Origin of the sequence: Pseudomonas sp. JZ114 (assembly GCF_051027705.1) — a bacterium.
GTDB classification, from domain to species: Bacteria; Pseudomonadota; Gammaproteobacteria; order Pseudomonadales; family Pseudomonadaceae; genus Chryseomonas; species Chryseomonas luteola.
In genome coordinates this window covers 3,395,677-3,421,542 of the sequence record NZ_CP069256.1, presented here as the reverse complement: position 1 = coordinate 3,421,542, position 25,866 = coordinate 3,395,677, and the positions used below count along the sequence as shown (strand labels likewise).

General features: G+C 56.3%; 21 protein-coding genes and 1 tRNA gene. 10 read left to right on the top strand and 12 right to left on the bottom strand.

The window, feature by feature from the left end:
* Window positions 1-9 precede the first annotated feature (9 nt).
* A complete protein-coding gene (locus tag JQR90_RS16170; protein ID WP_434140117.1) occupies window positions 10-1,401 on the bottom strand; it encodes an APC family permease in 1,392 nt (463 codons plus the stop codon).
* Between the two features lie 212 nt (window positions 1,402-1,613).
* On the opposite strand from JQR90_RS16170, the gene JQR90_RS16165 reads away from it, so the two are divergent.
* On the top strand, window positions 1,614-2,822 hold the full coding sequence (locus JQR90_RS16165; protein WP_434140116.1) for an ROK family transcriptional regulator: 1,209 nt from the start codon (window positions 1,614-1,616) through the stop codon (window positions 2,820-2,822).
* Between the two features lie 71 nt (window positions 2,823-2,893).
* Here JQR90_RS16165 and JQR90_RS16160 read toward each other — a convergent pair.
* Window positions 2,894-2,970, bottom strand: a tRNA-Arg gene (locus tag JQR90_RS16160).
* Between the two features lie 450 nt (window positions 2,971-3,420).
* Between JQR90_RS16160 and gabD the strand changes: the two genes are divergently transcribed.
* From gabD to JQR90_RS16145, 3 genes are all read left to right on the top strand, one after another.
* A complete protein-coding gene (gene gabD, locus JQR90_RS16155) occupies window positions 3,421-4,869 on the top strand; it encodes an NADP-dependent succinate-semialdehyde dehydrogenase (RefSeq protein ID WP_010795683.1) in 1,449 nt (482 codons plus the stop codon).
* Between the two features lie 249 nt (window positions 4,870-5,118).
* Entirely contained in the window at window positions 5,119-6,399 is a 1,281-nt protein-coding gene (gene gabT / locus JQR90_RS16150) for a 4-aminobutyrate--2-oxoglutarate transaminase (protein WP_010795682.1), read from the top strand.
* 296 nt (window positions 6,400-6,695) lie between these two features.
* On the top strand, window positions 6,696-7,796 hold the full coding sequence (locus tag JQR90_RS16145; RefSeq protein ID WP_010795681.1) for an SMP-30/gluconolactonase/LRE family protein: 1,101 nt from the start codon (window positions 6,696-6,698) through the stop codon (window positions 7,794-7,796).
* A 55-nt stretch (window positions 7,797-7,851) separates the two neighbouring features.
* Here the strand turns inward: JQR90_RS16145 and JQR90_RS16140 are convergent, their stop codons facing one another.
* From JQR90_RS16140 to oscA, 5 genes are all read right to left on the bottom strand, one after another.
* A complete protein-coding gene (locus JQR90_RS16140; RefSeq protein WP_010795680.1) occupies window positions 7,852-8,820 on the bottom strand; it encodes a sulfate/molybdate ABC transporter ATP-binding protein in 969 nt (322 codons plus the stop codon).
* The gene (cysW, locus tag JQR90_RS16135) at window positions 8,820-9,683 is read right to left on the bottom strand and encodes a sulfate ABC transporter permease subunit CysW (protein WP_073449872.1); all 864 of its coding nucleotides are present in this window, start codon (window positions 9,681-9,683) and stop codon (window positions 8,820-8,822) included. Before cysW ends, JQR90_RS16140 begins: the two co-directional genes overlap by 1 nt.
* A 9-nt stretch (window positions 9,684-9,692) precedes the next feature.
* Complete coding sequence (cysT, locus tag JQR90_RS16130) at window positions 9,693-10,511, bottom strand: sulfate ABC transporter permease subunit CysT (protein ID WP_010795678.1); 819 nt, start codon at window positions 10,509-10,511, stop codon at window positions 9,693-9,695.
* Window positions 10,512-10,588: 77 nt separating this feature from the next.
* Window positions 10,589-11,587, bottom strand: coding sequence for a sulfate ABC transporter substrate-binding protein (locus JQR90_RS16125; RefSeq protein WP_010795677.1), 999 nt, complete (start codon window positions 11,585-11,587; stop codon window positions 10,589-10,591).
* Between the two features lie 79 nt (window positions 11,588-11,666).
* Window positions 11,667-11,849: a sulfur starvation response protein OscA gene (gene oscA, locus JQR90_RS16120; protein WP_010795676.1), complete on the bottom strand. Its 183-nt coding sequence runs from the start codon at window positions 11,847-11,849 to the stop codon at window positions 11,667-11,669.
* Window positions 11,850-12,086: 237 nt separating this feature from the next.
* Here oscA and desA point away from each other — a divergent pair, with 237 nt between their 5' ends.
* From desA to JQR90_RS16095, 5 genes are all read left to right on the top strand, one after another.
* Window positions 12,087-13,283, top strand: coding sequence for a delta-9 fatty acid desaturase DesA (desA, locus tag JQR90_RS16115; protein WP_010795675.1), 1,197 nt, complete (start codon window positions 12,087-12,089; stop codon window positions 13,281-13,283).
* Window positions 13,284-13,392: 109 nt separating this feature from the next.
* On the top strand, window positions 13,393-14,364 hold the full coding sequence (locus tag JQR90_RS16110; RefSeq protein ID WP_073449874.1) for a sensor domain-containing diguanylate cyclase: 972 nt from the start codon (window positions 13,393-13,395) through the stop codon (window positions 14,362-14,364).
* Between the two features lie 205 nt (window positions 14,365-14,569).
* Window positions 14,570-15,919, top strand: a complete 1,350-nt coding sequence (locus JQR90_RS16105) for an OprD family porin (protein ID WP_073449876.1) — start codon at window positions 14,570-14,572, stop codon at window positions 15,917-15,919.
* Window positions 15,920-16,195: 276 nt separating this feature from the next.
* Window positions 16,196-17,509 (top strand): OprD family porin, encoded by a 1,314-nt coding sequence (locus JQR90_RS16100; RefSeq protein WP_434140115.1) that lies wholly within the window; start codon window positions 16,196-16,198, stop codon window positions 17,507-17,509.
* A 325-nt stretch (window positions 17,510-17,834) separates the two neighbouring features.
* Window positions 17,835-19,145 carry an OprD family porin gene (locus JQR90_RS16095; protein ID WP_010795671.1) on the top strand — a complete coding sequence of 437 codons (1,311 nt, stop codon included), beginning with the start codon at window positions 17,835-17,837 and terminating at the stop codon, window positions 19,143-19,145.
* Between the two features lie 99 nt (window positions 19,146-19,244).
* Here JQR90_RS16095 and JQR90_RS16090 read toward each other — a convergent pair whose 3' ends face one another.
* From JQR90_RS16090 to JQR90_RS16070, 5 genes are all read right to left on the bottom strand, one after another.
* Window positions 19,245-19,925 (bottom strand): type 1 glutamine amidotransferase domain-containing protein, encoded by a 681-nt coding sequence (locus tag JQR90_RS16090; RefSeq protein ID WP_010795670.1) that lies wholly within the window; start codon window positions 19,923-19,925, stop codon window positions 19,245-19,247.
* Window positions 19,926-20,118: 193 nt separating this feature from the next.
* The gene (gene aguA / locus JQR90_RS16085; RefSeq protein WP_010795668.1) at window positions 20,119-21,228 is read right to left on the bottom strand and encodes an agmatine deiminase; all 1,110 of its coding nucleotides are present in this window, start codon (window positions 21,226-21,228) and stop codon (window positions 20,119-20,121) included.
* Between the two features lie 219 nt (window positions 21,229-21,447).
* The gene (locus JQR90_RS16080) at window positions 21,448-22,110 is read right to left on the bottom strand and encodes a TetR/AcrR family transcriptional regulator (RefSeq protein ID WP_010795667.1); all 663 of its coding nucleotides are present in this window, start codon (window positions 22,108-22,110) and stop codon (window positions 21,448-21,450) included.
* Between the two features lie 137 nt (window positions 22,111-22,247).
* Entirely contained in the window at window positions 22,248-23,303 is a 1,056-nt protein-coding gene (locus tag JQR90_RS16075; protein WP_010795666.1) for an extracellular solute-binding protein, read from the bottom strand.
* A 143-nt stretch (window positions 23,304-23,446) separates the two neighbouring features.
* Window positions 23,447-24,823, bottom strand: a complete 1,377-nt coding sequence (locus JQR90_RS16070) for a glutamine synthetase family protein (RefSeq protein ID WP_010795665.1) — start codon at window positions 24,821-24,823, stop codon at window positions 23,447-23,449.
* Window positions 24,824-25,102: 279 nt separating this feature from the next.
* On the opposite strand from JQR90_RS16070, the gene JQR90_RS16065 reads away from it, so the two are divergent.
* Window positions 25,103-25,855, top strand: a complete 753-nt coding sequence (locus JQR90_RS16065) for a gamma-glutamyl-gamma-aminobutyrate hydrolase family protein (protein WP_010795664.1) — start codon at window positions 25,103-25,105, stop codon at window positions 25,853-25,855.
* Window positions 25,856-25,866: the final 11 nt, after the last annotated feature.

Genomic DNA, 25,866 nt, shown 5'->3' with positions numbered 1-25,866 from the left:
GCGCTACAGTCAGGAGAGCCGGTGTGTACGCGCCCACAGGAGATAGGCGCCGCCACCCACCAGCAGCCAGACCAATGACCACTGGATCGGGTAGGCACCGGGTGCGTTATGGTTGGAGGCCATGTAGATATAGACCCAGCCCACCAGCGCAATAACGGCCGGCAACGGGTAAAGCCACATCGCATAAGGCCGTTTCAGGTGCGGTTGGTTCTTGCGCAGCACGAACAGTGCAATGATCTGGGCAACAGACTGCACCAGAATCATGACGGTTGTCAGAAGCTGGATCAGCGTGGTCAGGTCGCTCAACCGGCCGATCATGAAGCCGATCGACGTCAGCACACCCATGCTCAGCAGGCCATACGTCGGGAACTCATGGCGGGCATGCACCTTGGCAAACGCCTGGAAGAACACTTTGTCCCTCGCCGCTTCATATGGCACCCGCGAGCCCCCCAGAAGCCCTGCGAACACCGAAGCCAATGCAGTGATCAGAATCAGAACCGTCACGACATTGGCCGCTGTAGCGCCCCATGTTTCGCTCAGTACCACCGAGGCCACGGATTTGTAAGCCGCCGAATTGGGATCAAGCATGCGATGCCAATCCACGACGCCCAGCACGCCCACCTGCATCAACAGGTAAATGGCGAGAATGCCGAGAATCGAAAAGATGATGGACCTGGGAATCACACGGCCCGGCTGGTCAACCTCACCAGCAAGGTAGGCCGAGGTGTTGTAGCCCAGGTAGTCATAAATGCCGATTGTCAGCCCTCCAGCCATGCCAAGCCAGAAGCCACTGTCGGAAAGATCAAACGCCTCCTCGGGAAAGCTGAAGGCCAGCTCAGGGTGAAAGTGGGAGAGGGCTGCAGTAATGAGACTGCCAATGCTGATCAGCATGATCACCCACAGCACGATGCCCAGCTTGGCGACCGACTCGATTTTGCGCCACAACAGCCCGATGATCAGCCAGATAAGCCCCAGGCCAATCACATTGCCTGCCGTCTGGCTCATGTCCGGCCAGAACCAGGTGAGGTACTGAACGAACCCGATGATTCCCGTGGACATGATCAGCGGAATGAACAGCATCGCCGTCCAGATAAACAGAAAGGGCATCAGCTTTCCCGTGCGTTTGCCAAAGGCCTCGCGCAGGTACACATAGGTGCCTCCCGCACCTGGCAATGCCGCACCCAGCTCCGCCCATACCAGACCATCACACAGGGCCAGCAGGGCGCCCAGTATCCAGCCGAGATAAGCTTGCGGGCCGCCCATGATGACAATCATGGTTGGAATGGTAATGAAAGGCCCCACACCACACATCTGGCTCATGTTGAGCGTAGTGGCGGGAAACAGACCAAGTTTTTTCTTGAGGCCGGAGGAAGGCTGGCCGGTTACGGGTGATGACGGCATAGGACGATCTCTTCGCTCGAAAGGTAAAGGATGGGCAGATGAAAGATTCTTCGTGCCATCGATCGGCTCTACCGATTCGGCATTGTTGTTGTAGTGAAGGGATCGCTTTGGTCAGGTGAGTACATGCCAAACAGCGAACCACCCTTAGAAGACCATAGGCTTTATATTAATTCAACTTGATTTAATTAATGCGCGCTCCTGATGATGTAAACATGAGAAAGGCATCTACCAAACGCATCGTGACCACCGGCACCAATGCCGAACACGCCCGCCTGCATAATCGCCGGGTCATTCTGGAAGCCATCCGCCTGGGTGGACGGCTGACTCGTGCCGACCTGACAAGGCTGACCTCCCTTACCGCTCAAACCGTCTCGAACATCGTGACGGAGCTGCAGGAGGAGGGCGTGCTGCTCGCCCATGCGCCGGAAAAGGTTGGCCGGGGCCAGCCACCTGTTCCCCTGTCGATCAACCCTCAGGGCGGCTATGCCATCGGTTTTCATGTTGAGCAGCATCGCATCATTGCCGTGCTGCTTGATCTGCTCGGAGAGTGTCAGGCGCAGGCCAGCCTGCCGGTCGATTACCCCACCTTTGACGAAGCGCTGCCCCTGCTCACTGAAACTGTTGGCCGCTTCCGGGCACAGTTTCCCTCGCATCGCTTTATCGGCGTCGGTATTGCCTTGCCCGGGCCGTTCGACGTGGAAGGCATCACTGCCGTTGGCCCAACGGCCCTATCCGGCTGGGATGACCCTGCCATTCCTTCACGCCTTGAAGAGGCGCTGGAATTGCCCGTGCTTATCGAGAACGATGCCACCGCCGCCACCATGGGCGAGCGGCTACACGGCGTTGCCAGTGATCTGCAAAACTTTGTGCATCTCTTCATTGGCAGCGGCCTAGGGGCAGGGCTGTATCTGGAGAATCGCCTGTATCCCGGGCACTGGCATAACGCCGGGGAGATTGGCCACATGTCCGTTATTCCTGACGGCAAGGTTTGCTACTGCGGAAACACGGGTTGTCTGGAGCGGTATGTGTCCATCGCCTCGCTGCTTGAACACCTGGGACAAACCGCCGATCAGGATATTGCCACTTGGGACTGCAATACCGTCGCCTTCAGGCCAGGCGTCGACGCCTGGCTGAATGAGGCCGTACCTGCCCTGCGACAAGCCATCAACATCCTCGAATCCCTCCTGGACCCGCAAACCATCCTCATCAGCGGTTTTCTGCCTGAGCCAATTCTCAAGCAACTGGTAAACCGGCTAGCGCCGCTACCCGTCTCGGTCAGCCGCCGGCCGGACCGTGAATACCCCCGCATCCAACTCGGCGCTGCGGGCCCGGACACGGTCGCCCTTGGTGCTGCCGCCCTGGTCATCCTGACCGAAATCAGCCCGCATTACGAAACGTTGCTCAAAGCCGAAAGGGGATAAGAAACAAAAAAGCCCGCACAAGGCGGGCTTTTGGTGTTTCGCTACATGCAGCACATGTGGAAACAGGTATCTGGCGCATCCGGCGGGATTCGAACCCACGACCCCTGCCTTCGGAGGGCAGTACTCTATCCAGCTGAGCTACGGATGCGTTACGAGGGCGACATGATACGCATGTCAGGGCGGAACGTCCATGCCCTGTTGCGCGTTCGTGTTTCCAAGCAAAATCAGCGGGTTGGCTTCGTAGCTTCTCTGACGGTTTATTTCTTCTATAAAGCAGCGTGCGTTGTTTTTATCGAACACATATTGCGCTTATGTTAGCGGAAGCCTAGCATGCGTTTGAGATTTTGAACGCTTGCCGCTTCGCTTTGGCAGACGTTCGCTGCGTCATCCATCGGCCCGTCCGGCGATGGGCCGTGTTCCGCTGTGTACCGCCAATCATTGCCTCTTCATAACCCTTTCAATTCAGGGTGAGGGATGGTTATCGATTCGCGATAAAAGAGTTGAACGGAAAGCGCTGTTGCCTTTCCCATTCAGAATATTGTCAGCGGGGCTTAATAAAGTGGCCCCGTCGACCTGAAATCTCTTCGAGGAGACCTTCATGCAATTGAAAGATGCTTCACTGTTCCGACAGCAGGCTTACATTGATGGAGCCTGGATGGATGCCGACGGCGGCCAGACGATCAACGTAGGCAACCCGGCCACGGGCGAAACCCTGGGAACAGTACCAAAGATGGGCCGCGCGGAAACCAAGCGCGCCATCGAGGCAGCCGAGCGCGCCCTGCCGGCCTGGCGTGATCTGACGGCCAAGGAGCGTTCGCAGAAGCTGCGTCGCTGGTTTGAGCTGATGATCGAGAACCAGGACGACCTGGGTCGCCTGATGACATTGGAGCAGGGCAAGCCACTGGCCGAGGCCAAGGGCGAGATCACTTATGCCGCATCCTTTATTGAGTGGTTTGCTGAAGAAGCCAAGCGTGTTTATGGCGATACCATCCCCGGCCATCAGGCGGACAAGCGTATTATTGTTATCAAGCAGCCGATTGGGGTAACAGCAGCGATCACGCCCTGGAACTTCCCGGCAGCCATGATCACCCGTAAAGCCGGCCCTGCCCTGGCAGCCGGTTGCACCATGGTCATCAAACCTGCCAGCCAGACGCCATTCACCGCGCTGGCCATGGCCGAGCTGGCCGAGCGTGCCGGTATTCCGAAAGGGGTGCTGAGCGTGGTCACAGGCAGCGCGTCCGAAATCGGCGCCGAGCTGACCAGCAACCCGACTGTTCGCAAGCTGTCCTTCACTGGCTCTACCGAGATTGGAGCCAAGCTGATGGAGCAATGCTCCCCAGGCATTAAGAAGGTGTCTCTGGAGCTGGGTGGCAACGCACCGTTCATCGTGTTTGATGATGCCGATTTGGATGCCGCCGTTCAGGGCGCGCTCATCTCCAAGTACCGCAACGCCGGCCAGACGTGTGTCTGCGTCAACCGTATTTATGTACAGGATGGCGTGTACGACGCGTTTGCCGAGAAATTCAAGGCAGCGGTCGAGAAGCTCAAAGTGGGCAATGGCTTGGAAGAGGGCGTAGCCATTGGCCCGCTCATCGACGACAAGGCGGCTGCCAAGGTTAAGGAGCACATCGAGGACGCTGTGTCCCACGGTGCCCAGGTGATCACAGGCGGCAAGGCTCACCAGCTGGGCGGCAGCTACTTTGAGCCGACCATCATGATTAACGTACCGGCAGACGCCAAAGTCTCGAAGGAAGAAACCTTCGGCCCGCTGGCTCCGCTGTTCCGCTTCAAGACGGAAGAAGAAGCCATTGCCCGCGCGAACGATACCGAGTTCGGTCTGGCCGCGTACTTCTATGCCCGCGACCTGTCCCGCGTCTTCCGTGTGGCTGAGGCGCTGGAGTCTGGCATGGTAGGTATCAACACCGGCCTGATCTCTACCGAAGTGGCACCGTTCGGTGGCGTGAAGTCGTCCGGCCTGGGCCGTGAAGGCTCCAAGTACGGTATGGAAGACTATCTGGAAATCAAATACCTCTGCCTGGGTGTTTGATCGCCACGGCGTCTGGTTAACAGACGTTGATGGCTATCGGACCCCGTTTGGCCCAAGGCCAGACCAGTTTTGGTAGCCGTCTTGTGGTTCCCTCGCTCAGGGTGTCATCGCCTTGAGCGAGCCGTTGGTAACGCACTACCTCCGGCGAGTGGCTGGCGTTGTTGGCAGTCGATCATCGTATGCTGCCCTGCGACCGGTGCTCGCTTTTACTCCCTATCTGGCTGACGATGAGCAGCTCAAGAGGACACCATGACTGATACAAACGCTTCCCTGATGCATCGCCGTAACGCCGCTGTACCCCGTGGCGTTGGGCAGACTCACCCGATCTTTGTCGACCGCGCCGAGAATGCCAAGGTGTGGGACGTCGAAGGTAACGAATACCTGGATTTTGCTGGCGGTATCGCTGTGCTGAACACCGGCCACCTGCATCCCAAAGTTGTAGCGGCCGTACAGGAGCAGCTGAAGAAGGTGTCCCATACCTGCTTCCAGGTACTAGCGTATGAGCCCTATGTCGCCCTTTGCGAAAAGCTCAACCAGCTGGTGCCAGGCAACTTCCCCAAAAAGACTGCACTGTTCAACTCAGGCTCTGAAGCCGTTGAAAATGCGGTGAAGATCGCCCGTGCAGCCACTCAACGCGCCGGTGTCATCGCGTTTACCAGCGCCTACCACGGCCGTACCATGATGACTCTGTCGCTTACCGGCAAGGTCGCTCCTTACTCGGCTGGCATGGGGCTGATGCCGGGCGGTGTATTCCGTGCCCTGTACCCTTGTGAGCTGCATGGCATCACCGTGGACGACGCCATCGCCAGCGTGGAGCGTGTATTCAAGAACGACGCACAGCCGGGTGATATCGCAGCGATCATTCTTGAGCCGGTGCAGGGCGAGGGTGGTTTCTATGCAGCACCGAAAGAATTCATGGTTCGCTTGCGTAAGCTGTGCGACGACCATGGCATTCTGCTGATTGCCGATGAGGTTCAATCGGGTGCTGGCCGTACCGGTACTTTCTTCGCGATGGAGCAGATGGGCGTTGATGCTGATCTGGTCACCTTTGCCAAGTCTATCGCGGGTGGCTTCCCGCTATCGGGGGTTACGGGCCGTGCAACCGTAATGGACTCTGTTGGCGCTGGCGGCCTGGGCGGTACCTATGCCGGTAACCCGCTGGCGTGTGCGGCGGCACTGGCCGTCATCGAGGCCTTCGAGGAAGAAAAACTGCTGGACCGTTCCAAGGCTGTGGGCGAGCAGCTGACAGCAGGCCTCAAGGCCATTGCTGCCAAGCACAAGGCAATTGTCGATGTGCGTGGCCTGGGTGCCATGATTGCGGTCGAGCTGGGTGAGGACGGTGACGTCCACAAGCCCAACGGTGCACTGGCCAGCCAGATAGTGGTTCGTGCCCGTGAAAAGAACCTGATCATGCTCAGCTGCGGCACCTACGGGAACGTACTGCGCATCCTGGTTCCGCTGACTGTCAGCGATGAAGACCTGCAGCGTGGTATTAGCATTATCGGCGAATGCTTCGACGAACTGGCCTGATCTGCAGCATGACAAGAACCGCCGCTTTCGCGGCGGTTTTTTATTGTCTGGAAAAAAAAGTTGTCTGACGATTTAAGGCGCTGATTTAGAGCCTTTAGGCCGCTTTGTGAGGCATTCTGCAGCCTTTTCCTTGCAAGTCATACGATGACTTGTCTAGAGTCTGTCTTTCCTCTTCGAATGCTCCTGTGCTGTATGCAGCACGAGCGGCCAATGTGGGCGTTGCTGTCGGGAGGATGACAGGCCCGTCGCCACGTTTCGGCAGGCTATCCATAATAAGAACAAGGAGTTATGCCCCCATGGCTGATCAACAGCAGCATGGCGCTACGGCTGACGATACCCGTAGGCGCTTTCTCAAAACATCGCTCGTCCTTTCGGCTGCATCTGTAACCCTGGGCCGCTTCAGTCTTGCAGAAGCCGCAAGCCCCGAACCGCTCAGTGAGCGTTACCCGGATCCGCTGGTCCAGGTGCTGGATGAAAGCTTTCTTAAATACCGCATTTTCAACGCGAGCATTGAAAAGCTCGGCACCGGCATGCGCTGGCTCGAAGGGCCGGTCTGGTTTGGTGACGGTCGGTATCTGCTGGTTAGTGATATTCCCAATAACCGCATCATGCGGTGGGACGAGGTTACCGGTAGCCTGAGCGTTTTCCGTGATTCTTCCAATTACTCCAATGGCTTGTGCCGGGATCGTCAGGGCCGCCTGTTGATCTGCGAAGGGTCAACCACTACCCATGAAGGCCGCCGCATCACGCGGATGGAATACGACGGTCGCATCACTGTTCTGGCGGATCAGTTCGAAGGCAAGCGCTTCAACTCGCCGAACGATATTGCTGTGAAGCGTGACGACTCCATCTGGTTTACCGATCCACCGTTCCAGGCCGACAGTAACTATGAAGGGCATAAGGTCCAGACCGAGCTGCCGCATGGGGTTTACCGCATCGATGGCAAGACGGGAGCGGTCACGCGGGTGATCGATAATCTGGCAGGGCCCAATGGCCTGTGCTTCTCGCCAGATGAAAAGACCCTGTATGTGGTCGAGGGGCGTGCCAAGCCGAACCGGCTGGTCTGGGCCTATGTGGTCAACGATGACGGTACGTTAGGTGAGCGGCGCAAGCATATTGAAGGTGTAAATTACGGGGCACTGGACGGTATCAAGTGTGACGAAGACGGTAATCTCTGGTGTGGCTGGGGAAGCCCAGGTGTCCCGGAGGCTAAGCCGGAGGAGCTGGACGGCGTGATGGTCTTCAATCCGGCCGGCAAGGCGATCGGTCATATCCGTTTGCCGGAGCGCTGCCCGAATCTATGCTTCGGTGGCTTGAACGGTAACCGCCTCTTCATGGCGAGCAGCCACTCGCTTTATTCGCTGTATGTGAATACGCGCGGTGCGATCTATTTATAGCAGGCGATAAAAAAGCAGCCAGCCGGGCAACGGCTGACTGCTTTCATAGTAAGGATCAGCTGACGGTGGGGCGGAAATACAAGGCATCGCCTTTATGCAGGCCAATGAGGCTATCGTGATCCTTGATGACCTCCGCCTCGATCAGCTCATCCTGACCATTCACGCGTAGCGTCACCCGTGTGGTCGCGCCCAGCGGGCGAACATCACGGACTTCGGCAGGCTGATGCCCTGTGAGTGCCTCCCGGCTGATGGAGACTTCGTGGGGGCGGAACATGATCTCCGAGCCATTAACCTGCAAGCGGTTCGAGTCGCCCAGGAAATGGTAGACAAAGTCACTGGCAGGTTGCTCATACACCTCGCCCGGCGAGCCGATCTGCTGAATCACGCCCTTGTTCATGACCACGATACGATCCGCTACTTCCATGGCTTCTTCCTGGTCATGGGTGACGAAAACGGATGTCAGGTTGATTTCTTCATGCAGACGGGCCAGCCAGCGGCGCAGCTCTTTGCGTACCTTGGCGTCCAGCGCGCCGAAGGGCTCGTCGAGCAGCAGAATCTTCGGCTCTACCGCCAGCGCACGCGCCAGGGCGATCCGCTGACGTTGGCCGCCGGACAGCTGCTCAGGGTAGCGGTCGGCCAGCCAGTCCAGCTGAACCATGTTTAGAAGTTCATGGACCTTTTCGGCGATCACTTTCTCGCTGGGCCGTTCGCGCTTGGGCTTCATGCGCAGGCCAAACGCCACGTTGTCGAACACGGTCATGTGGCGGAACAGGGCGTAGTGCTGGAACACAAAGCCTACGTTCCGATCCCGCACGTCACGGTCGGAGACATCTTCGCCATGAAAGACAATGTTGCCGTTGTCCGGTGTTTCCAGGCCGGCGATGATCCGGAGCAGGGTAGTCTTGCCGCAACCGGAAGGGCCTAGCAGTGCGACCAGTTCACCGCTCTGGATATCAAGGTTGATGTCATTCAAGGCCTGGAAAGCACCGAAGCGCTTGCTAACGTTACGGATTTCGATGCTCATCAATGCGTCTCCTGAGTGCTGTTCTGGTTGGCGAGGCGGCTTTCGCTCCACTGCTTGAGCAGCAGGGTCAGCAGGGCCAGGGCCAGCAGCAGCGAGGCCACGCTGAACGCGGCCACATGGTTGTATTCGTTATAAAGAATCTCGACATGCAGCGGCAGGGTGTTGGTTACGCCACGAATATGGCCGGATACGACCGATACCGCACCAAACTCACCCATGGCACGTGCGTTACACAGCAGCACGCCATAGATCAGGCCCCATTTGATGTTGGGCAGGGTGACATGCCAGAACATCTGCCAGCCGTTGGCACCCAGCAGCCGCGCGGCTTCCTCTTCCTGCGTGCCTTGCTCCTGCATCAACGGGATCAGTTCGCGGGCCACGAAAGGAAAGGTCACAAACAGGGTCGCCAGCACGATTCCGGGTACGGCAAAGATGATCTGAATATCGTGATCCTGCAGCCACGGACCCAGCAGTCCTTGCGCGCCGAAGAGCAGCACATACACCAGACCGGCGATGACCGGCGAAACAGAGAAGGGCAGATCGATCAACGTAACCAGGATGCTCTTGCCACGAAACTCGTACTTGCTCACGCACCAGGCCGCCGCCACGCCAAATACCACGTTCAGTGGTAGCGATATACCGGTCGCAATGAGCGTCAGTTTCAGAGCCGACAAGGCATCCGGCTCGATGATGGCACTAAAGAACGTGCCGAACCCCTCTTTCAGAGCTTCCGACAGGACGATATACAAGGGCAGCAACAGGAACAGTGTAAATACGATCCAGGTAGCTGTGATCAGGATACGTCGCCCCCAGGGGCTGCCACGCCGAGCGGCACTGAGGGAGGATGGATTCGATGTATTCATGGTGTTCCCTCAAGGATGCTCGATGCGGCGCTGCAGCAGGTTGATGCCCAGCAGCAGGATGAACGACACCACTAGCATCATCACGCCAATGGCCGTGGCGCCGGTATAGTCGTATTGATCGAGCTTGACCATGATCAGCAGGGGCAGGATTTCAGTCTTCATCGGCATATTGCCGGCAATGAAGATAACCGAGCCGTACTCACCCACCCCGCGGGCGAAGGCCAGGGCGAAGCCGGTCAGCCACGCTGGAAGAATCGCCGGTAACAGAACATGACGAAACACCTGCAACGGCTTGGCGCCGAGGCAGGCTGCCGCTTCTTCAATTTCCTTGGGAATGTCCGCCAGCACAGGCTGCACGGTACGGACTACGAAAGGCAGCGTGACGAACACCAGCGCCAGGGTGATACCCAGCGGGGTGAACGCAATCTTGATGCCCAGCGGTTGGAGCAGGCTGCCAATAAGTCCGGCCGGAGCATACAGCGCCGTTAAAGCAATGCCGGCAACGGCCGTTGGCAACGCAAAGGGCAGATCGATCATGGCATCGATGATCTTGCGTCCGGGGAAGGTGTAGCGGACCAGTACCCAGGCCAGCAGTATCCCGATAACACTGTTGATAACAGCGGACGCAAACGCAGTGCCAAAGCTCAGGCGTAAGGCGGCCAGGACGCGCGGTGCGGTAATAATGGCCCAGAACTGGTCCCACGTAAGCTGGGCGGCATGGACAAACATGGCCCCCAACGGAATCAGCACAAGAAGGCTGAGGTAGACAATGGTGTAGCCCAGGGTCAATCCGAAGCCGGGTATGACTGGGGAAGTACGACGCGACATAGTGTGTCCTTAGTCAGGCCCGCAGACCTGGCAAAGGCCCCGGTTAGCCGGGGCCATTCTGTAGAGCTATCCTGGCATCAGTGGCCTTGGTAGATCTGGTCGAAAATTCCACCATCGTTAAAGAATTTGGGCTGCGCCGATTTCCAGCCGCCAAAGGCACCATCGATGGTTACCAGTTCAAGCTTCGGAAACTGCCGGGCAAACTCGGCAACCACCTTCTCGTTACGCGGACGGTAGAAGTTCTTCGCGGCAATGCGCTGACCTTCTTCGCTATACAGATACTGCAGGTAAGCCTCGGCAACCTTGCGTGTCCCCTTGCGATCGACCACCTTGTCCACTACGGCTACTGGCGGCTCAGCCAGGATGGACAGTGACGGTACGATGATCTCGAACTGATCGCCGCCTTGTTCCTTCTTGGCCAGAAAGGCTTCGTTCTCCCAGGCAATGAGCACATCGCCCAACTGGTTGTTCACGAATGTGATGGTCGAGCCACGTGCCCCGGTGTCCAATACAGGGACGTGCTTGTAGAGGTCTTGCACGTAAGCCTGTGCCTTCTCGTCAGTGCCGTACTGTTTCTTGGCCCAGGCCCAGGCTGCCAAAAAATTCCACCGAGCCCCGCCAGACGTTTTCGGATTGGGTGTAATGACTTCTACACCTTCTTTGGTCAGGTCGGCCCAGTCATGAATACCTTTCGGGTTACCCTTGCGCACCAAGAAAACAATAGTCGAAGTATAGGGCGTGCTGTTATCGGGAAGACGAGTCTGCCAATTATCTGGCAGCAGCTTGCCGATGCTGCTGATCTGGTCAATATCGCCTGCAAGGGCCAGCGTGACTACATCCGCCCGTAGCCCATCAATCACCGAGCGCCCCTGTTTGCCTGAACCGCCGTGCGAATTTTTGACGGTAACGCCTTCACCCGTTTCGCTTTTCCAGTGCTTGGCGAACGCCGCGTTGTACTCCTGGTACAGCTCACGTGTCGGGTCGTAAGACACATTCAACAGTTCCGTTGCGGCTGCGGCCGGCCCTGCAATCAATACGCTGGCCAGCGCGGCCAAAGCGAAACGGCGGATGAACATGAAACGGCTCCTTGTGACTTTTTATTTAGAGTTGGCTACTAGGATAGACGGTGGCATGGCACGAACGTCGCATAGACGTTCAAGCCTTATTATTGGAAGGTAGCTGTGGGCGAAACTTTTCCTTGCGTTCAATCTGCACAACCTGCCCGTTATGCACGGTGATCTCGACCGAGCCGAAGCGCAGGCCCTGCAGAGCGTTTTGAATATCGTGAAGAATGGTGTCGTTGTGGTTATCCAGACTACGAAAGGGCGTTGCGCTCATGGAGTCTTCCTGATCGTCATGTCGTGTTAACGGCGTGAGCGCATAGTGATGGAAATGGCTTATTTCTTAAAATACTATTTAGTGATTTTCTTATGCTTTAAGATTTTAAGAAGCCGAGCGGTGACATTATTCGTAGCAAAAGCATGAGTGGACATCTGTAAATACTCAGTAATAATGGGCGAACGCCTGTTCACTGAGCGTATTCATTCTTACCCCCTCTGAGGTAATGCCAGCACTATGTGGTACAACGGCTTGCTCGATCTTTCAGTGTGGCAACTGATTGCGGTTACGCTGGTGCTCACGCACATCACCATCGTAAGCGTCACGGTGTATCTGCACCGTTATTCCGCTCATCGCTCGCTGGATCTTCATCCCGCGCTCAAGCACTTTTTCCGTTTCTGGTTGTGGTTGACCACGGCCATGAACACCCGTGAATGGACTGCCATTCATCGTAAGCACCACGCCAAATGCGAAACCGAAGACGATCCTCACAGCCCGGTTTTCAAGGGACTCAGTACAGTCGTTCGTAAAGGCGCCGAACTCTATAAAGAGGAAGCCAAGAACGAAGAAACCTTGCGCATCTACGGCAAGAACTGCCCGGACGACTGGCTCGAGCGTAACGTATACAGCCGTTATCCCAACGGCGGCATTCTGCTCATGTTCCTTATCGACATCGCCTTGTTCGGTACGCTCGGACTAAGCGTCTGGGCTATCCAAATGGCCTGGATTCCTTTCTGGGCAGCCGGTGTGGTCAATGGCCTGGGTCATGCTGTGGGCTATCGCAATTTCGAGTGCCGCGACGCGGCTACCAACCTGATCCCTTGGGGCATCATCATTGGTGGCGAAGAGCTGCACAACAACCATCATACCTATCCGAACTCGGCCAAGCTGTCAGTTAAGAAGTGGGAGTTCGACATGGGCTGGGCCTGGATCAAGCTCTTTTCCTGGCTCAAGCTGGCAAAGGTCAATCGCGTGGCACCCATCGCGCATCGCGTGGAGGGGAAAGGGCTGCTCGATATGGATACGGCCATGGCGATTCTCAACAATCGCTTCCAGATCATGGCGCAATATCGAAAGCAGGTCATTGCTCCCCTGGTCAAGCAGGAGTGGCGCACGGCCGATCCAGCCAAGCGGCCGCTGATCCGCAGCGCAAAGCGGTTGCTGTCTCGTGAAACCAGTCTGCTCAAAGAGCGCCAACACGCTACAATTCAATCACTGCTCGAGCAAAGTCAGTCGCTCAAACTGATCTATGAGAAACGTTTGGCATTACAGCATATCTGGGTCAAGACCAGTGCCAACGGACATGACATGCTATCGGCCATGAAGGAGTGGATTGTCGAGGCGGAGACAAGTGGCATCCAATCCTTGAAGGAATTTGCAGAGCATCTGAAGACGTACTCACTGCGACCAGGAACGGCTTCAGCGCTTTCTTAAATAAACTTGAACAAAAGCCCGCCAAATGGCGGGCTTTTGTCTTTTCGGCAGCGGAACTGGAAACCCGAATGATGTTCTTATGCTGCTGGATTGATATAACGGCGACATTATGGACGAACAGCTGCTAGGTCCGCTTTCTGCGGATGAAACAATGCTCGCGTTACTGCATTCGCGTGCTGAGGCTGAGCGTCTGCGGGAACGTGAAAGACTCTTTAGCGCTCTGCTGGAAAGCGTTAATTCGGTTCTGTGGGCACTCAACTGGCAGACTGGTGAAATCATCTACGTAAGCCCTGCCTATGAGCAGGTATTTGGTCGGCCGATCGCCCTGGCCATGACCAGCTACGACGTCTGGATAAATAACGTCTACCCCGATGACGTCGAATATGTTCAGGAAACGCTTAACCAGGTGCTTCAGCAGGGCGCCATGGAATCCCGTGAATACCGCATTATTCGAGGGGATGGAGAAATTCGCTGGCTAAGCGACAAGTGCTTTGTCAGCCAGCGCAGCGAAGCCGGTATGCCGCTGCTGGTCGTCGGTATCGCCGAGGACATCACCGAGAAAAAGCGCATGGAGGAAGAACTCCAGCGCCTGGCGACAACTGACGTGCTTACGCGCAGCAGTAACCGACGTCACTTTTTCGAGAGCGCACAGCGTGCCTTTGAGTTGGCTAAAACGACCGCTGAGCCGCTGGCTTTTCTGCTTTTCGATATCGACGACTTTAAGAAGATCAACGACCGTTTCGGTCACCAGATGGGCGACCTGGTGCTTCAGCGTGTGGCTGAATGTGGAGCCCAAATGATCCGTCGGGGCGATCTGTTTGGCCGCATCGGTGGAGAAGAGTTTGCGCTGCTGCTACCGGGCTGTGATCGAGAGCTGGCGGAGCAAATCGGGGTACGCTTGCAACGAGCGGTACGCCAATTGATGGTGCCTACTCCCCAGGGCCCCTTGCGGGTCACGATCAGTCAGGGATTGGCCGTTCTCAAGGAAGACGACAAAGGGCTCGATGCCCTCTACGCTCGTGCTGACGAGGCCATGTACAAGGCCAAGCGGCAGGGTAAAGATCAGATCGTCCAGGGCTAGACGAAAACCCTTTTTACATTTAGTTTGCTCCCCTGCAAGGGAACCGGTCACTAATGACGGTTTTAATAGCTACATGAAATAAGACGGGGAAACCTTATTTCAAATAGCGTTAAAACGGTGTTGCTAGTGGTCTACGCTTAAGTTCTGAACTTATCGACCGATAAGTTCAGTAGCAACACAAAAATAGTTTGGAGCATCTATTTTCATGGGTAAGAAGCCTTTGGCTCTGGCTGTCGCCAGCGCTTGCTTGTCTCTGTATGCCTTTTCCTCCGCTCAAGCTGCTGGGTTCGTAGAAGACAGCAAGGCAACGCTTTCGATGCGGAACTTTTACATCAACACAGATAACCGCAATGGCGCCAATAATCCTTCCAAGGTGGAAGAGTGGGGCCAGGGTTTCATGCTTAACTATCAATCCGGCTTTACTGAAGGCACCGTTGGTTTTGGTGTCGATGCTGTTGGTATGTTGGGTTTGCGCCTGGATGGCGGCGGTCGTGTCGGTAAGTCCACGGCAGAGCGTCAGCCCAGTGCTAGCGGTAGCTTCCCTCTGGATACAGACGGTAGCTATGAAAATGAATTTAGCAGCTTGGGCCTGACTGCCAAAGCTAAGTTTTCCAAGACTGAACTGCGTTATGGCACGCTTTCTCCAAAGCTTCCGGTTGTAACTATTAACGATGGTCGCTTGCTGCCGCAAACCTTCCAGGGTGGTCAAATTACGTCCAAGGAAATTGATGGCGTAACGTTCATTGCTGGTCAGCTTGAACATACCAAGACTCGTGGCTCCAGCAGCAATGAAGAGTTTTCGATTGCTGGTTCCAACAGTGGCGTTACCGCTCGCGATTCCAATCAGTTCCGTTTCGCAGGTGCTGATTACGCTGTTACCAAAGACCTGACGCTGCAATACTATTTTGGTCAGCTGGAAGATTTCTACAACCAGCACTTCCTAGGTCTGGGCCACAGCGTTAAGCTAGGTGATGGTACCTTCAAGACTGACCTGCGCTACTTCAACAGCAAAGGTAACGGCAACAATAAAGATGCTGATACACAAACAGCTCTTTACGGCTCTACTGGCTACTACGGCAGCGGCCGTACCCGCGGCAAAGTAGATAACCAACTCTATAGCGCATTGTTTGCATACACCATTTCCGGTCACACAGTAGCTGCTGGCTACCAGATCACCAATGGTGACAGCGACTTCCCCTTCATCAATACGGGTGAGGGCGCTTCTGCATATATCAACACGGACTCCCAGATTGCTAAGTTTAACCGGGCTGGCGAAGACACTTGGCAGGTTCGCTATGCCTATGACTTCGCAACTGTTGGTGTACCAGGCCTGACGGCAGGTGTTACCTACCTGAACGCTGACAATGCCAGACACTCTACGGGTGACAAGAGCGAGTGGGAGCGTGATATCTCCGTTGCTTATGTTATTCCCCAAGGGACATTCAAGGGCTTGGGTCTAACATGGAAAAACGCCATGTATCGCTCTGAGTTCCCTAACCAGCGCGACCAAGACGAAAACCGTCTGATCGTCAGCTACTCGTTGCCGCTGCTCTAATAGAGCGGTTCGGAAAAAAGCCCGCCTTTATGGCGGGCTTTTTTGTACGTGCTCACGGCGGATACTGTATCGACAGGTGAGCGGCCTAAAAAGCGCTACTTGGCTAAAAGTGTTTTGCCCCAAAAGAGTGCATTGAAAGGTAGACGCTCCAGACGTTTGACTTTAGTTTTGCCGCCTCCGGCAGGAGGTAAGGCAGCCCATCCAATACCAACCTCTTGCTCTAAGCGTTGTAGCGCTCCGGCGCTGCAAGAAGTCGTTATTGCGTTGGAGCACACCTTGAATACCTCCCCTTTTGCCCTGGTGACTGCCATCGGGCTGCTTTCCTTGCATACGGCCGCACAAGCAGGCGGCTTTATTGAAGACAGCAAGGCTACGCTGTCCATGCGTAACTTCTACATCAACTCCGACTACCGAAGCGGCGGCAAGGCAACGGACCCTTCCAAGGTCGAGGAGTGGGGACAGGCGTTCATACTCAACTATCAGTCCGGGTTCACACAGGGGCCGGTAGGTTTTGGAGTAGACGCGATAGGTATGTTGGGTCTGAAACTGGACTCCGGCAGTCATATCGGCAAAGGCAGCCGCCAGCCAGGAACCATGTTTCCCCGCGAAAGCGATGGCGCTTCCACGGATGATTTCAGTAGCCTGGGATTGACCGCCAAGGTTCGTATGTCTAGGACTGAGCTGCGCTATGGCACGCTGATGCCCAAGCTCCCTGTGGTCAACTACAACGATGGGCGCCTGTTGCCGCAAACCTACGAGGGCGGGCAAATCACCTCGAAAGAGTTCGATAACCTCACATTGATTGCAGGCCAGATCGAACACGTCAAAGACCGTAACTCCAGCAACTATGAGTCGATTTCCATTGCCGGATCCAAAGCGGACAGCAACCAGTTTCGCTATGCGGGGGCTGATTACCAGCTCACCAAAAACCTGACGCTCCAGTATTACTATGGCAGTTTGGAAGACTTCTACAAACAGCACTTCCTGGGCGCGCTACATAGCCAGCCGCTAGGCTCTGGTGTGCTCAAAACGGATCTACGGTATTTCGACAGCCGTAGCGACGGCGCCAATGGGCATGAGCCTGCGTACTATGCCAACGGGTATTACGATGGCGGAAGTGCTGTGAAGGGCAAAATCGACAACCGCCTGTACAGTGCCATGTTCAGCTATAGCGTAGCGGGGCATACGCTGGGTGCGGGGTATCAGGGCTTGGAAGGTAACAGTGACTTCCCCTACCTTGAGCAAGGTAACGGCAAGACCCTGTACACCATCACCAATGCCCAGATTGGCAAGTTTATCCATGCGGGTGAGGATACCTGGCATGTCCGTTACGCGTACGACTTTGGAAACGTAGGTGTACAAGGGCTCAATGCCGGTGTTGCTTACTGGCATGGTGATAATGCCCGTTATCAAACAGGTGACAGAAGCGAATGGGAGCGTGATCTTACCGTGTCGTATACGGTGCCCAGAGGAGTCTTGAAGGGTGTGGGTCTTACGGTGAGAAATGCCATGTACCGGCCGGGCTTTCCCGGGCAGCGTGATCAGGATGAAACGCGCGTTATTATCAACTACTCCATTCCACTGCTCTGATGAGGTTGAGAGGCTTGTCGTTACACGGCAAGCCTTATCAAGCCTGGACCTGGCAGAAAAGAATTTTTCTGAATATTCAAGTCTTCCGGTGAAAAAGTGTTTTGCCTGAAATGATGGCACTTTGTTATGGACGAAACACTTTTTTACATTTAGTTTTGCGCCGCCGACAAGGGACGCGTCAGTGAACGGCCTTATCTTCCAGGGAGTGGAAACACAAGGCGTTATAAAGCCAACCTCGATCTACCCGCTCTCTTGCCGGCCTAGCCGTGCGGCCGTACGTGTGCCTTAACAGCCGCTCTTGTTGTTGTTAGTTGTGGAGCATCTTTTGAACGTAAAACCTCTCGCCGCAGCCATTGCTGCCGGCTGCCTTGGCCTGACCCTGAACAGCGCTGCCCATGCCGCGGGCTTTCTGGAAGACAGCAAGGCTACCCTTACGTTACGTAACTTCTATTTCAATCAGGATAACCGTGACTCGGCTGCGCCCAAGTCTGCTTCCAAGGCAGAGGAGTGGGGGCAGGCGTTCATGCTCAACTATCAATCCGGTTTCACCGAGGGTACGGTCGGCTTTGGCGTCGATGCCTTGGGCATGCTGGGTCTCAAGCTCGACTCGGGCAAGGGTACGCATGGGACTGATGCCAACAGTGTGTTCCCGGATAACGGGCACGGCACTGGCGTTGATAACTTTTCAACGCTGGGACTGACCGCCAAGGTTCGTATCTCCAAGACCGAGCTGCGTTACGGCACACTTATGCCAACGCTGCCGGTGGTGACCTACAATGACAGCCGCATGCTGCCACAGACCTTTGAAGGCGGCATGATCACCTCCAGGGAAATCGAAGGCCTGACCTTGAATGCCGGTCGCCTGGAGCATTCCAAGGCGCGTAACTCTTCAAACATGGACAGCCTGCGCATTCTCGGCGGCACCGAGCGCAGCAACACGTTCTACTTTGCGGGGGGTGACTACAAGCTGACCAAGGACCTGACGGTCAGCTACTACTACGCCAACCTTGAAGATTACTACAAGCAGCATTTCCTGGGTCTGGTGCATGACTGGCAGATCGGTCCGGGTGTGCTTAAGAGTGACCTGCGTTATTTCCACAGTACCGACGATGGTGCCAATGGACATAATCCGGACTACTACTCCAATGGCTACTACGGCAGCGGCGTAACCAAGGGCAAGGTCGATAACGATTTGTACAGCGGTCAGTTCCTGTACAGCGTGGCCGGCCATACCTTTGGCGGTGGCTATCAGGTCATCAACGGGGACAGTAACTTTCCCTTCCTGAACCAGGGAGATGGTGCTACGCCATACCTGATCACCTTCTCGCAGAATCAGAACTTTACGCGTGCCGGTGAGCGGACCTGGCTGGTGCGCTACGCGTATGACTTTTCCCAAGTGGGCGTGCCGGGGTTGACGGCAGGTGTGGTCTATCTGAAGGGAGACCATATCGAGGCGGCTGGCAGCAATCCGAGCGAGTGGGAGCGGGACTTTACCCTGGGTTATACCGTGCCTACCGGAACCTTGAAAGGGCTGGGCATTCAGTGGCGTAACGCGGTATGGCGTAACGATGTCGCCAACACCCGCGATCAGGATGAAAACCGTCTGATGCTGAGCTATTCGATTCCGCTGCTCTAAGACGTGAATAAGACCATCCTTTATGATGGTACGTAGACTGGAAAAGCCGCCTCCCTTTTGGGAAGGCGGCATTTTCTTTTTGCAGAAGGCTCTACGGGTTTAGCGAGAGAGCTGTTCCAGCACGGCCTTGGCCGCAGGCTCCGAAGAGGCGGGGTTTTGGCCTGTTATCAGATTACCTTCAGTCAGCACGTAAGGCGCCCAGTCAGCCCCTTTGCTGTACAGGCCGCCGTTGGCCTTGAGCATATCTTCCACGAGGAAGGGTACGACGTCGGTGAGTTGAACCGCTTCCTCTTCGGTATTGGTGAAACCGGTTACCTGCTTGCCCTTGACCAGAGGCTCACCGTCAGCAGTCTTGACCTTGGCCAGCACGCCGGGTGCATGGCAAACCAGGGCGGTGGGTTTGCCCATCGCATAAAAGGCTTCCAGCAGCGCAATGGAGTCCTGATCTTCAGACAGATCCCAGAGCGGCCCATGGCCTCCGGGATAGAAAACAGCGTCGTAATCATCCGCCTTGACGCTCGCGAGCGGCACGGTATTGGCGAGAGCCGCCTGTGCGTCGGGATCATTACGGAAGCGTTCTGTCGCCTCGGTGCGCGCCTCTGGCTCATCACTCTTGGGGTCCAGAGGCGGCTGGCCCCCTTTGGGTGACGCCAGGGTCAGCGTAGCGCCTGAGTCCTTGAATACATAATAAGGTGCCGCAAACTCTTCCAGCCAAAAGCCGGTCTTTTTACCGGTATTGCCTAGTTGGTCATGGGACGTCAGTACGAGAAGGATATTCATGTGATGGGTCCACCGATCCAGTTGCCGATAAGCTCCTTATGGAGCGCGGTAGGGGTATGGACAGCACATCCGAGAGGACAATTCAGGGTTATCACATGCGTGATGGCGGTTTGTATATGAACCGCCTGACATGTTCACAAAAAACCGAAGCCTGGCGGGAGGCTCCGGTTTTATTCCACAGTACGCGTGGTGCTTAGTTTCGCGCTCTGGGGGCAGGCTGCTGCTGGGTAATGCAGTGGATATTGCCACCGCCCAGCAAAATCTCGCGGCCTGGGACCTGGACGATCTCGCGCTCGGGGAAGCAGCGCTGAAGAACGTCCAGCGCTTCGGCATCCTCCGGGACATCGAACGTTGGTGCGATGATGGCACCGTTGACGATCAGGAAGTTGACGTACGAGGCCGCCAGACGCTCGCCTGACTTGCGTGGCTGACTGCCCACCGAGGCATCTACGGTTTCGTATTCTTCATCCGACGCGTACAGCGGGCCGGGCGTTGGAATTTTGTGGACGGTGAACTTGCGGCCTTTGGCATCCGTGTTGGTTTCCAATACCTCAAGCGCCGCGCGACACCGCGCATAGTTCGGGTCGTTTTCGTCGTCGCACCAGCTCAACAGCACTTCGGCAGGACGCACGTAGCAGCAGAAGTTATCCACATGACCGTCGGTTTCGTCGTTATACAAACCGTCCGGCAGCCAGATAACCTTATCCACAGCCAGATAATCACTCAGGATCGCCTCGATCTCACGCTGGGACAGATGCGGATTGCGGTTGCGGTTGAGCAGGCACTCGCCGGTGGTGATGAGCGTGCCTTCGCCATCGACGTGGATAGAGCCGCCTTCCAGTACGAAATCCTCAGTGCGGTAGCGGGGGCAGCTTTCCATCATCAGGATTTTACTGGCGACCTGATCATCCCGCTTCCAGGGGAAATACAGCCCGCCAACCAGCCCGCCCCAGGCGTTGAAGGTCCAGTCCACACCGCGCACTTCCCCCTGATCGTTGATGACGAAAGTCGGGCCGGTATCACGCGCCCAGGCATCATCGTTGCTGATCTCGACGACACGAATGGCCGGGTGGTTGAGTCGTGCACAGGCATTGTCGAACTGAGCAGCAGAAACACCAACGGTGACCGGCTCGAAGCGTGCAATGGCTCGTGCGACTTCGGTAAAGGCCAGTTGGGCTGGCTTGGCACCCAGGCGCCAGTTATCGGTACGCTCGGGCCAGATCATCCAGACCTGCTTTTGGGGCTCCCACTCCGCGGGCATACGGAAGCCTTCAGCACGGGGTGTCGAGGCGAGCAGACTCATGATTGTGATTCTCCATCGAAGGGGTAGGTCGTACAGGTTCAGGCAACGGTCGCGAATGAGCGGGATATCCCGTTAACGGTAGCAGATTCGAGTGCCATTACTGGCTGGCCGTTATGCCGACAGGCAAAGGCGTGCTTTATAACGGATAAATATCCGACTTAAAAATGAATTTAAGCAATACCATTACGGCATGCGATAACTGGACGGATAACTATCGGCTTATTGGGCAACTGTTAAGTCGTTTGGCAGGGGCGTGTTTCGCTTGGGCAGATAGGGAGGAAGGTAAAGGCTGAGGTAGGCATCGAAAACCCGGTGGCCTTCTGCAGCCCAGCGAGGCGTAATACCGCCGTGCTGTTGTACGGATCTTGCGTAGATGCGATCACCCAACTCCATGGCAAGAGTAAAGACGTCGATATCGTCTGGCAGAGGCGGCAGATGAAAATGGGTTGCGAACAGGGCCTGAAGCTGCTCGCCCAGCCGGGTGTCATGCTGTCGGTCGGCCTGGACTACTTCGGTCAGGCCGTGATTGGCCAGGATCAATTGCCTGGCCGCGGCATCCTGTTCATATACTTCCAGCATGCGTGCTTCGACGATCCGCGACAGATCACGCCAGTCGTTAAGGCTGTCATGGTCGACGGAAGCCTGAAGACAGGCGCGAAACGCTGCATGAGCCTCTTGGGTAAGAGCCTCGAGCAGTGCGGTAACGCTGGGAAAGAAGTGATAGACCGAGGAAGGCGGAAGGTCTGCCCTTTCGGCGATGCCATAGATACTCAGGCGTGCAGGCCCTTGATCTATCAGCATGTGCCGAGCCGCTGTCAGAATCTGCTCGATTCGCTGGCGGCTGCTGCTGCGCGCCTTGCGTGGGCTGGGGGTTCGGGCCATGACTCTACCGGTATCCTGGGTCGCAAAGGTGATGAGGTTCTGACAATGCCTGTACGGACACGCCGTATTACCGCGCCTTGCCAGAACCTGATACGGCCCATCCAGGGGGTAGCCTGCCTGTTGATTCCCTCTAAGACTTAGTGGGCCTGCTTGAATGTCTGCCAGAGACCTTCGAATGTCTGACGAGTCTCGGCAGGTGGCGGAACCAGAGCAAACAGGCGACGGCGCAACGCCCCGTTGGGGTAAAGTGCATTTTCCTTCTGAAGTTCAGGCGAAAGCAACTTCATCGAGTCAGGGTTGGCATTTGGATAAGACGTCTCTTCGGTAATGCGGGCCAGGGAACGAGCACTCATCACATAGTTGATGAAGCGATGCGCCAGTTCCGCATTGCGCGACTTGCTGGGGATAGCCAGCGTATCCACAAAGACATACGTGCCTTCTTGCGGTACGACATAGCTGACCGGCTGGCCTGCCTTACGTGCATTAATGGCATCGCCTACGCTGTACACCATGGCGACACACAGTTGGCCATTCCTGAAACCATCGATGGCGGCATCGTTGTCTATGGAGCGAATGTAGGGACGAATGCTCATCAGGTCCTTGGCAATTTTTTCCATCTGCGCGGGAGAGCTGCGCTCGGGAATGTTGCCCTGATAGTTCATCATGATTGATGAGACATAGATGGGGTCGTCGAGCAGATTGACGCCGCACTTGGAAAGGCGCTTGATCTGCTCGGGATCGAACAGCACGCTCCAGCTCTCCGGCAGCGGACCGCCAAAGGCTTCCTGCGCCTTGGGAACGTTGATTGCCAGACCTACTGCGCCCCATAGGTAGGGGACTGCATAATGGTTGCCCGGATCCACGGAATTCAGAATGCCCGAAATATAGGGATCGAGCTTGCTGGTATTGGGCAGCTGTTGGGTGTTGAGTTTTTGCAGCTTGTTTTCCCGGATGAGTTGCTTGAGCTCGTCATGGGAAGGCGCATACACATCGATCGGCGTGTCGCCATCCAAGAGGGCATTCGCCTCCTCAGAAGTGCTGAAGGTGTGATAGTCGACACGGATGCCGGTGTCCTTCTGGAAATCACTGATGACCTGAGGGTCAATGTAATCCTCCCAGTTATAGACGTGCACAACCTCTTCGGCCTGTGCGAGCAGGGGCAGAATGGCCAGTGCCATGAGCAGCTTTCGCATGGAAACTCCTTGTGTTCCATCATGGGACCTTCCGTGGAACTAAGGCCAGGACGGTACGAAAAGCTGCAAAGTGTGACGTCGTTCTCGTAAACAGACAACGGCCGCCCGGCGAGGACGAACGGACGTTGTCTACAACCGACGTGCTAGACGGTGTGCAGGTACCAGTTGTATTCGAGATCCGAGATGGAGTGCTCGAATTCTTCCAGTTCATGCTCCTTACAAGCCACGAAGATATCGATGTACTTCGAATCGATGTATCGCGCCATGATTTCGCTGTCATCCAGTTGCCGCAAGGCATCACGCAGGTTGTTCGGCAGACTTTGCTCGTGCTGCTCGTAGGAGTTGCCTTCAGTTACTGGCGGAGGCTCGACCTTATTGATCAGGCCATGATGGATACCCGCAAGCACGCCTGCCAGGAGCAGATAGGGGTTTGCGTCAGCACCCGCTACACGGTGCTCGATGCGTACGGCATCAGGTGTGCCGGTGGGAATACGCAGTGCCGTAGTGCGGTTATCCAGCCCCCAGCTCGGTGCATTGGGTACGTAGAACTGCGAGCCGAAGCGACGATAGGAATTCACGTTGGGGCATAGAAAGGCCATCGAGGCGGGCAGGGTCTCGAGCACACCGCCGACGGCATGACGTAACGCGGCGTTCTGCTCGGGATCCTCGCTCGTAAAAATATTGTTGCCATTCTTGTCCAGCAGCGAAATGTGCACATGCAGACCATTACCTGCCTGTCCCGGATAGGGCTTGGCCATGAAGGTGGTGTCCATTTCATGGTCGTAGGCGATGTTCTTGATCAGCCGCTTGAGCAGCACTGCGTAATCACATGCCTTGATCGGGTCGGCCACGTGATTGAGGTTGACCTCGAACTGCGCGGGAGCCGACTCGGCCACGACGGCATCGGCAGGGATATTTTGGGCGCGGGCACCGTCGATGATGTCCTGCAGGCAATCGGCGTACTCGTCGAGATCATCGATGGAGTAAACCTGAACGGACTGCGGGCGCTTGCCGGAAATAGGCGAGCGGGGCGGCTGGGGCCGGCCGTTGATGTTTTCCTGATCGATCAGATAGAACTCAAGCTCGAAGGCCGCGACGACCGTCAGTTCCATCTCGGTAAAGCGTTCAACGACCTGACGCAGCACTTCGCGAGGATCGGCGAAGAATGGCGCGCCTTCCATTTCGTGCATGGTCATCAGGAGTTGTGCGGTGGGGCGTTTCTGCCAGGGCTCCATGGAGAGCGTACCGGCGATGGGGTAGCAGACGCGGTCGGCGTCACCGATATCAAGGCCGAGGCCTGTGCTTTCTACGGTGGAGCCGGTGATATCGAGGGCGAAGAGTGAGGCGGGTAGATTGATTCCTCTTTCGAAGACTTTGGGCAGACTGTTTCGGTCGATGCGTTTACCACGCACCACGCCGTTCATGTCCGAGATCAGAAGGTCGACGAACTGCACTTCAGGATGTGCCTGGAGGAAGTCGGTCGCTTCATTCAAGTGAACGGCACGCGGGGGTACCGACATGATGCAACACCTATAGTTGTTAAAAATATCAATCAGCGGGGACTTCACCTAGGAGTCAATCCGAAAGGGGACCTAAAGTCAACTTTGCTCGTTATTGGTGCTCGAAGGCCTCATCAAGGCCTTTCATTGGGGCACAGGGCTTCGCTTGAGACCCCGTAACACGCCGGCTGAAAGAGAATGTGCGAACCGCATGAGCGGTCTTGAAAGAACGGTTGTGGAAAAAAATGAACAAGACTACTCTCCAATTCATCCAACCATGGCAAACGTAACGGGTGTCCCATGTCGTGCCTGCCGTTGATCGGCGTGACCGCCTGCACCAAGCAGATCGGTTTGCATACCTTCCACATCGCCGGCGACAAGTATCTGCGTGCCGTCGTGACCGGAGCGGGTGGTCTGCCACTCGTCATTCCCGCGCTGGCTGACCTGCTTGACCAGCCCACCTTGCTTGCACGTCTCGATGGATTGATGTTTACCGGCTCGCCTTCCAACGTGGAGCCGCATCACTACCAAGGGCCTCCCAGTGCGCCGGGCACCGCCCATGATCCTGATCGCGACCGTACTACTCTGCCGCTGATTCGGGCGGCCGTGGATGCAGGTGTTCCTGTGCTCGGTATCTGCCGCGGATTTCAGGAGATGAACGTGGCAATGGGCGGCAGCCTGTATCAGAAGGTGCATGAGGCCGGCCCGTTTGCCGACCACCGCGAGCGACCGGATGATCCGCTTGACGTGCAGTATGCGCCCAGTCATGCCGTTCATGTTCAGCCGGGCGGTGTATTCGAGCGCCTGGGGTTGCCCGAGCAGTTCCAGGTCAATTCCCTGCATGGGCAGGGCGTCGAGCGTCTCGCACCAGGTCTTCGGGCCGAGGCTCTGGCGCCGGATGGCTTGGTGGAAGCGTTTTCCGTAGAGGGCGCCTCTGTCTTTGCCGTTGGGGTGCAGTGGCACCCTGAATGGCAGGTACGCTCCAATTCGAATTATCTGGCGATTTTCAACGCCTTTGGCGATGCCTGCCGACAGCGGGCCGGGCAGCGCTGACGGCGGTCCTT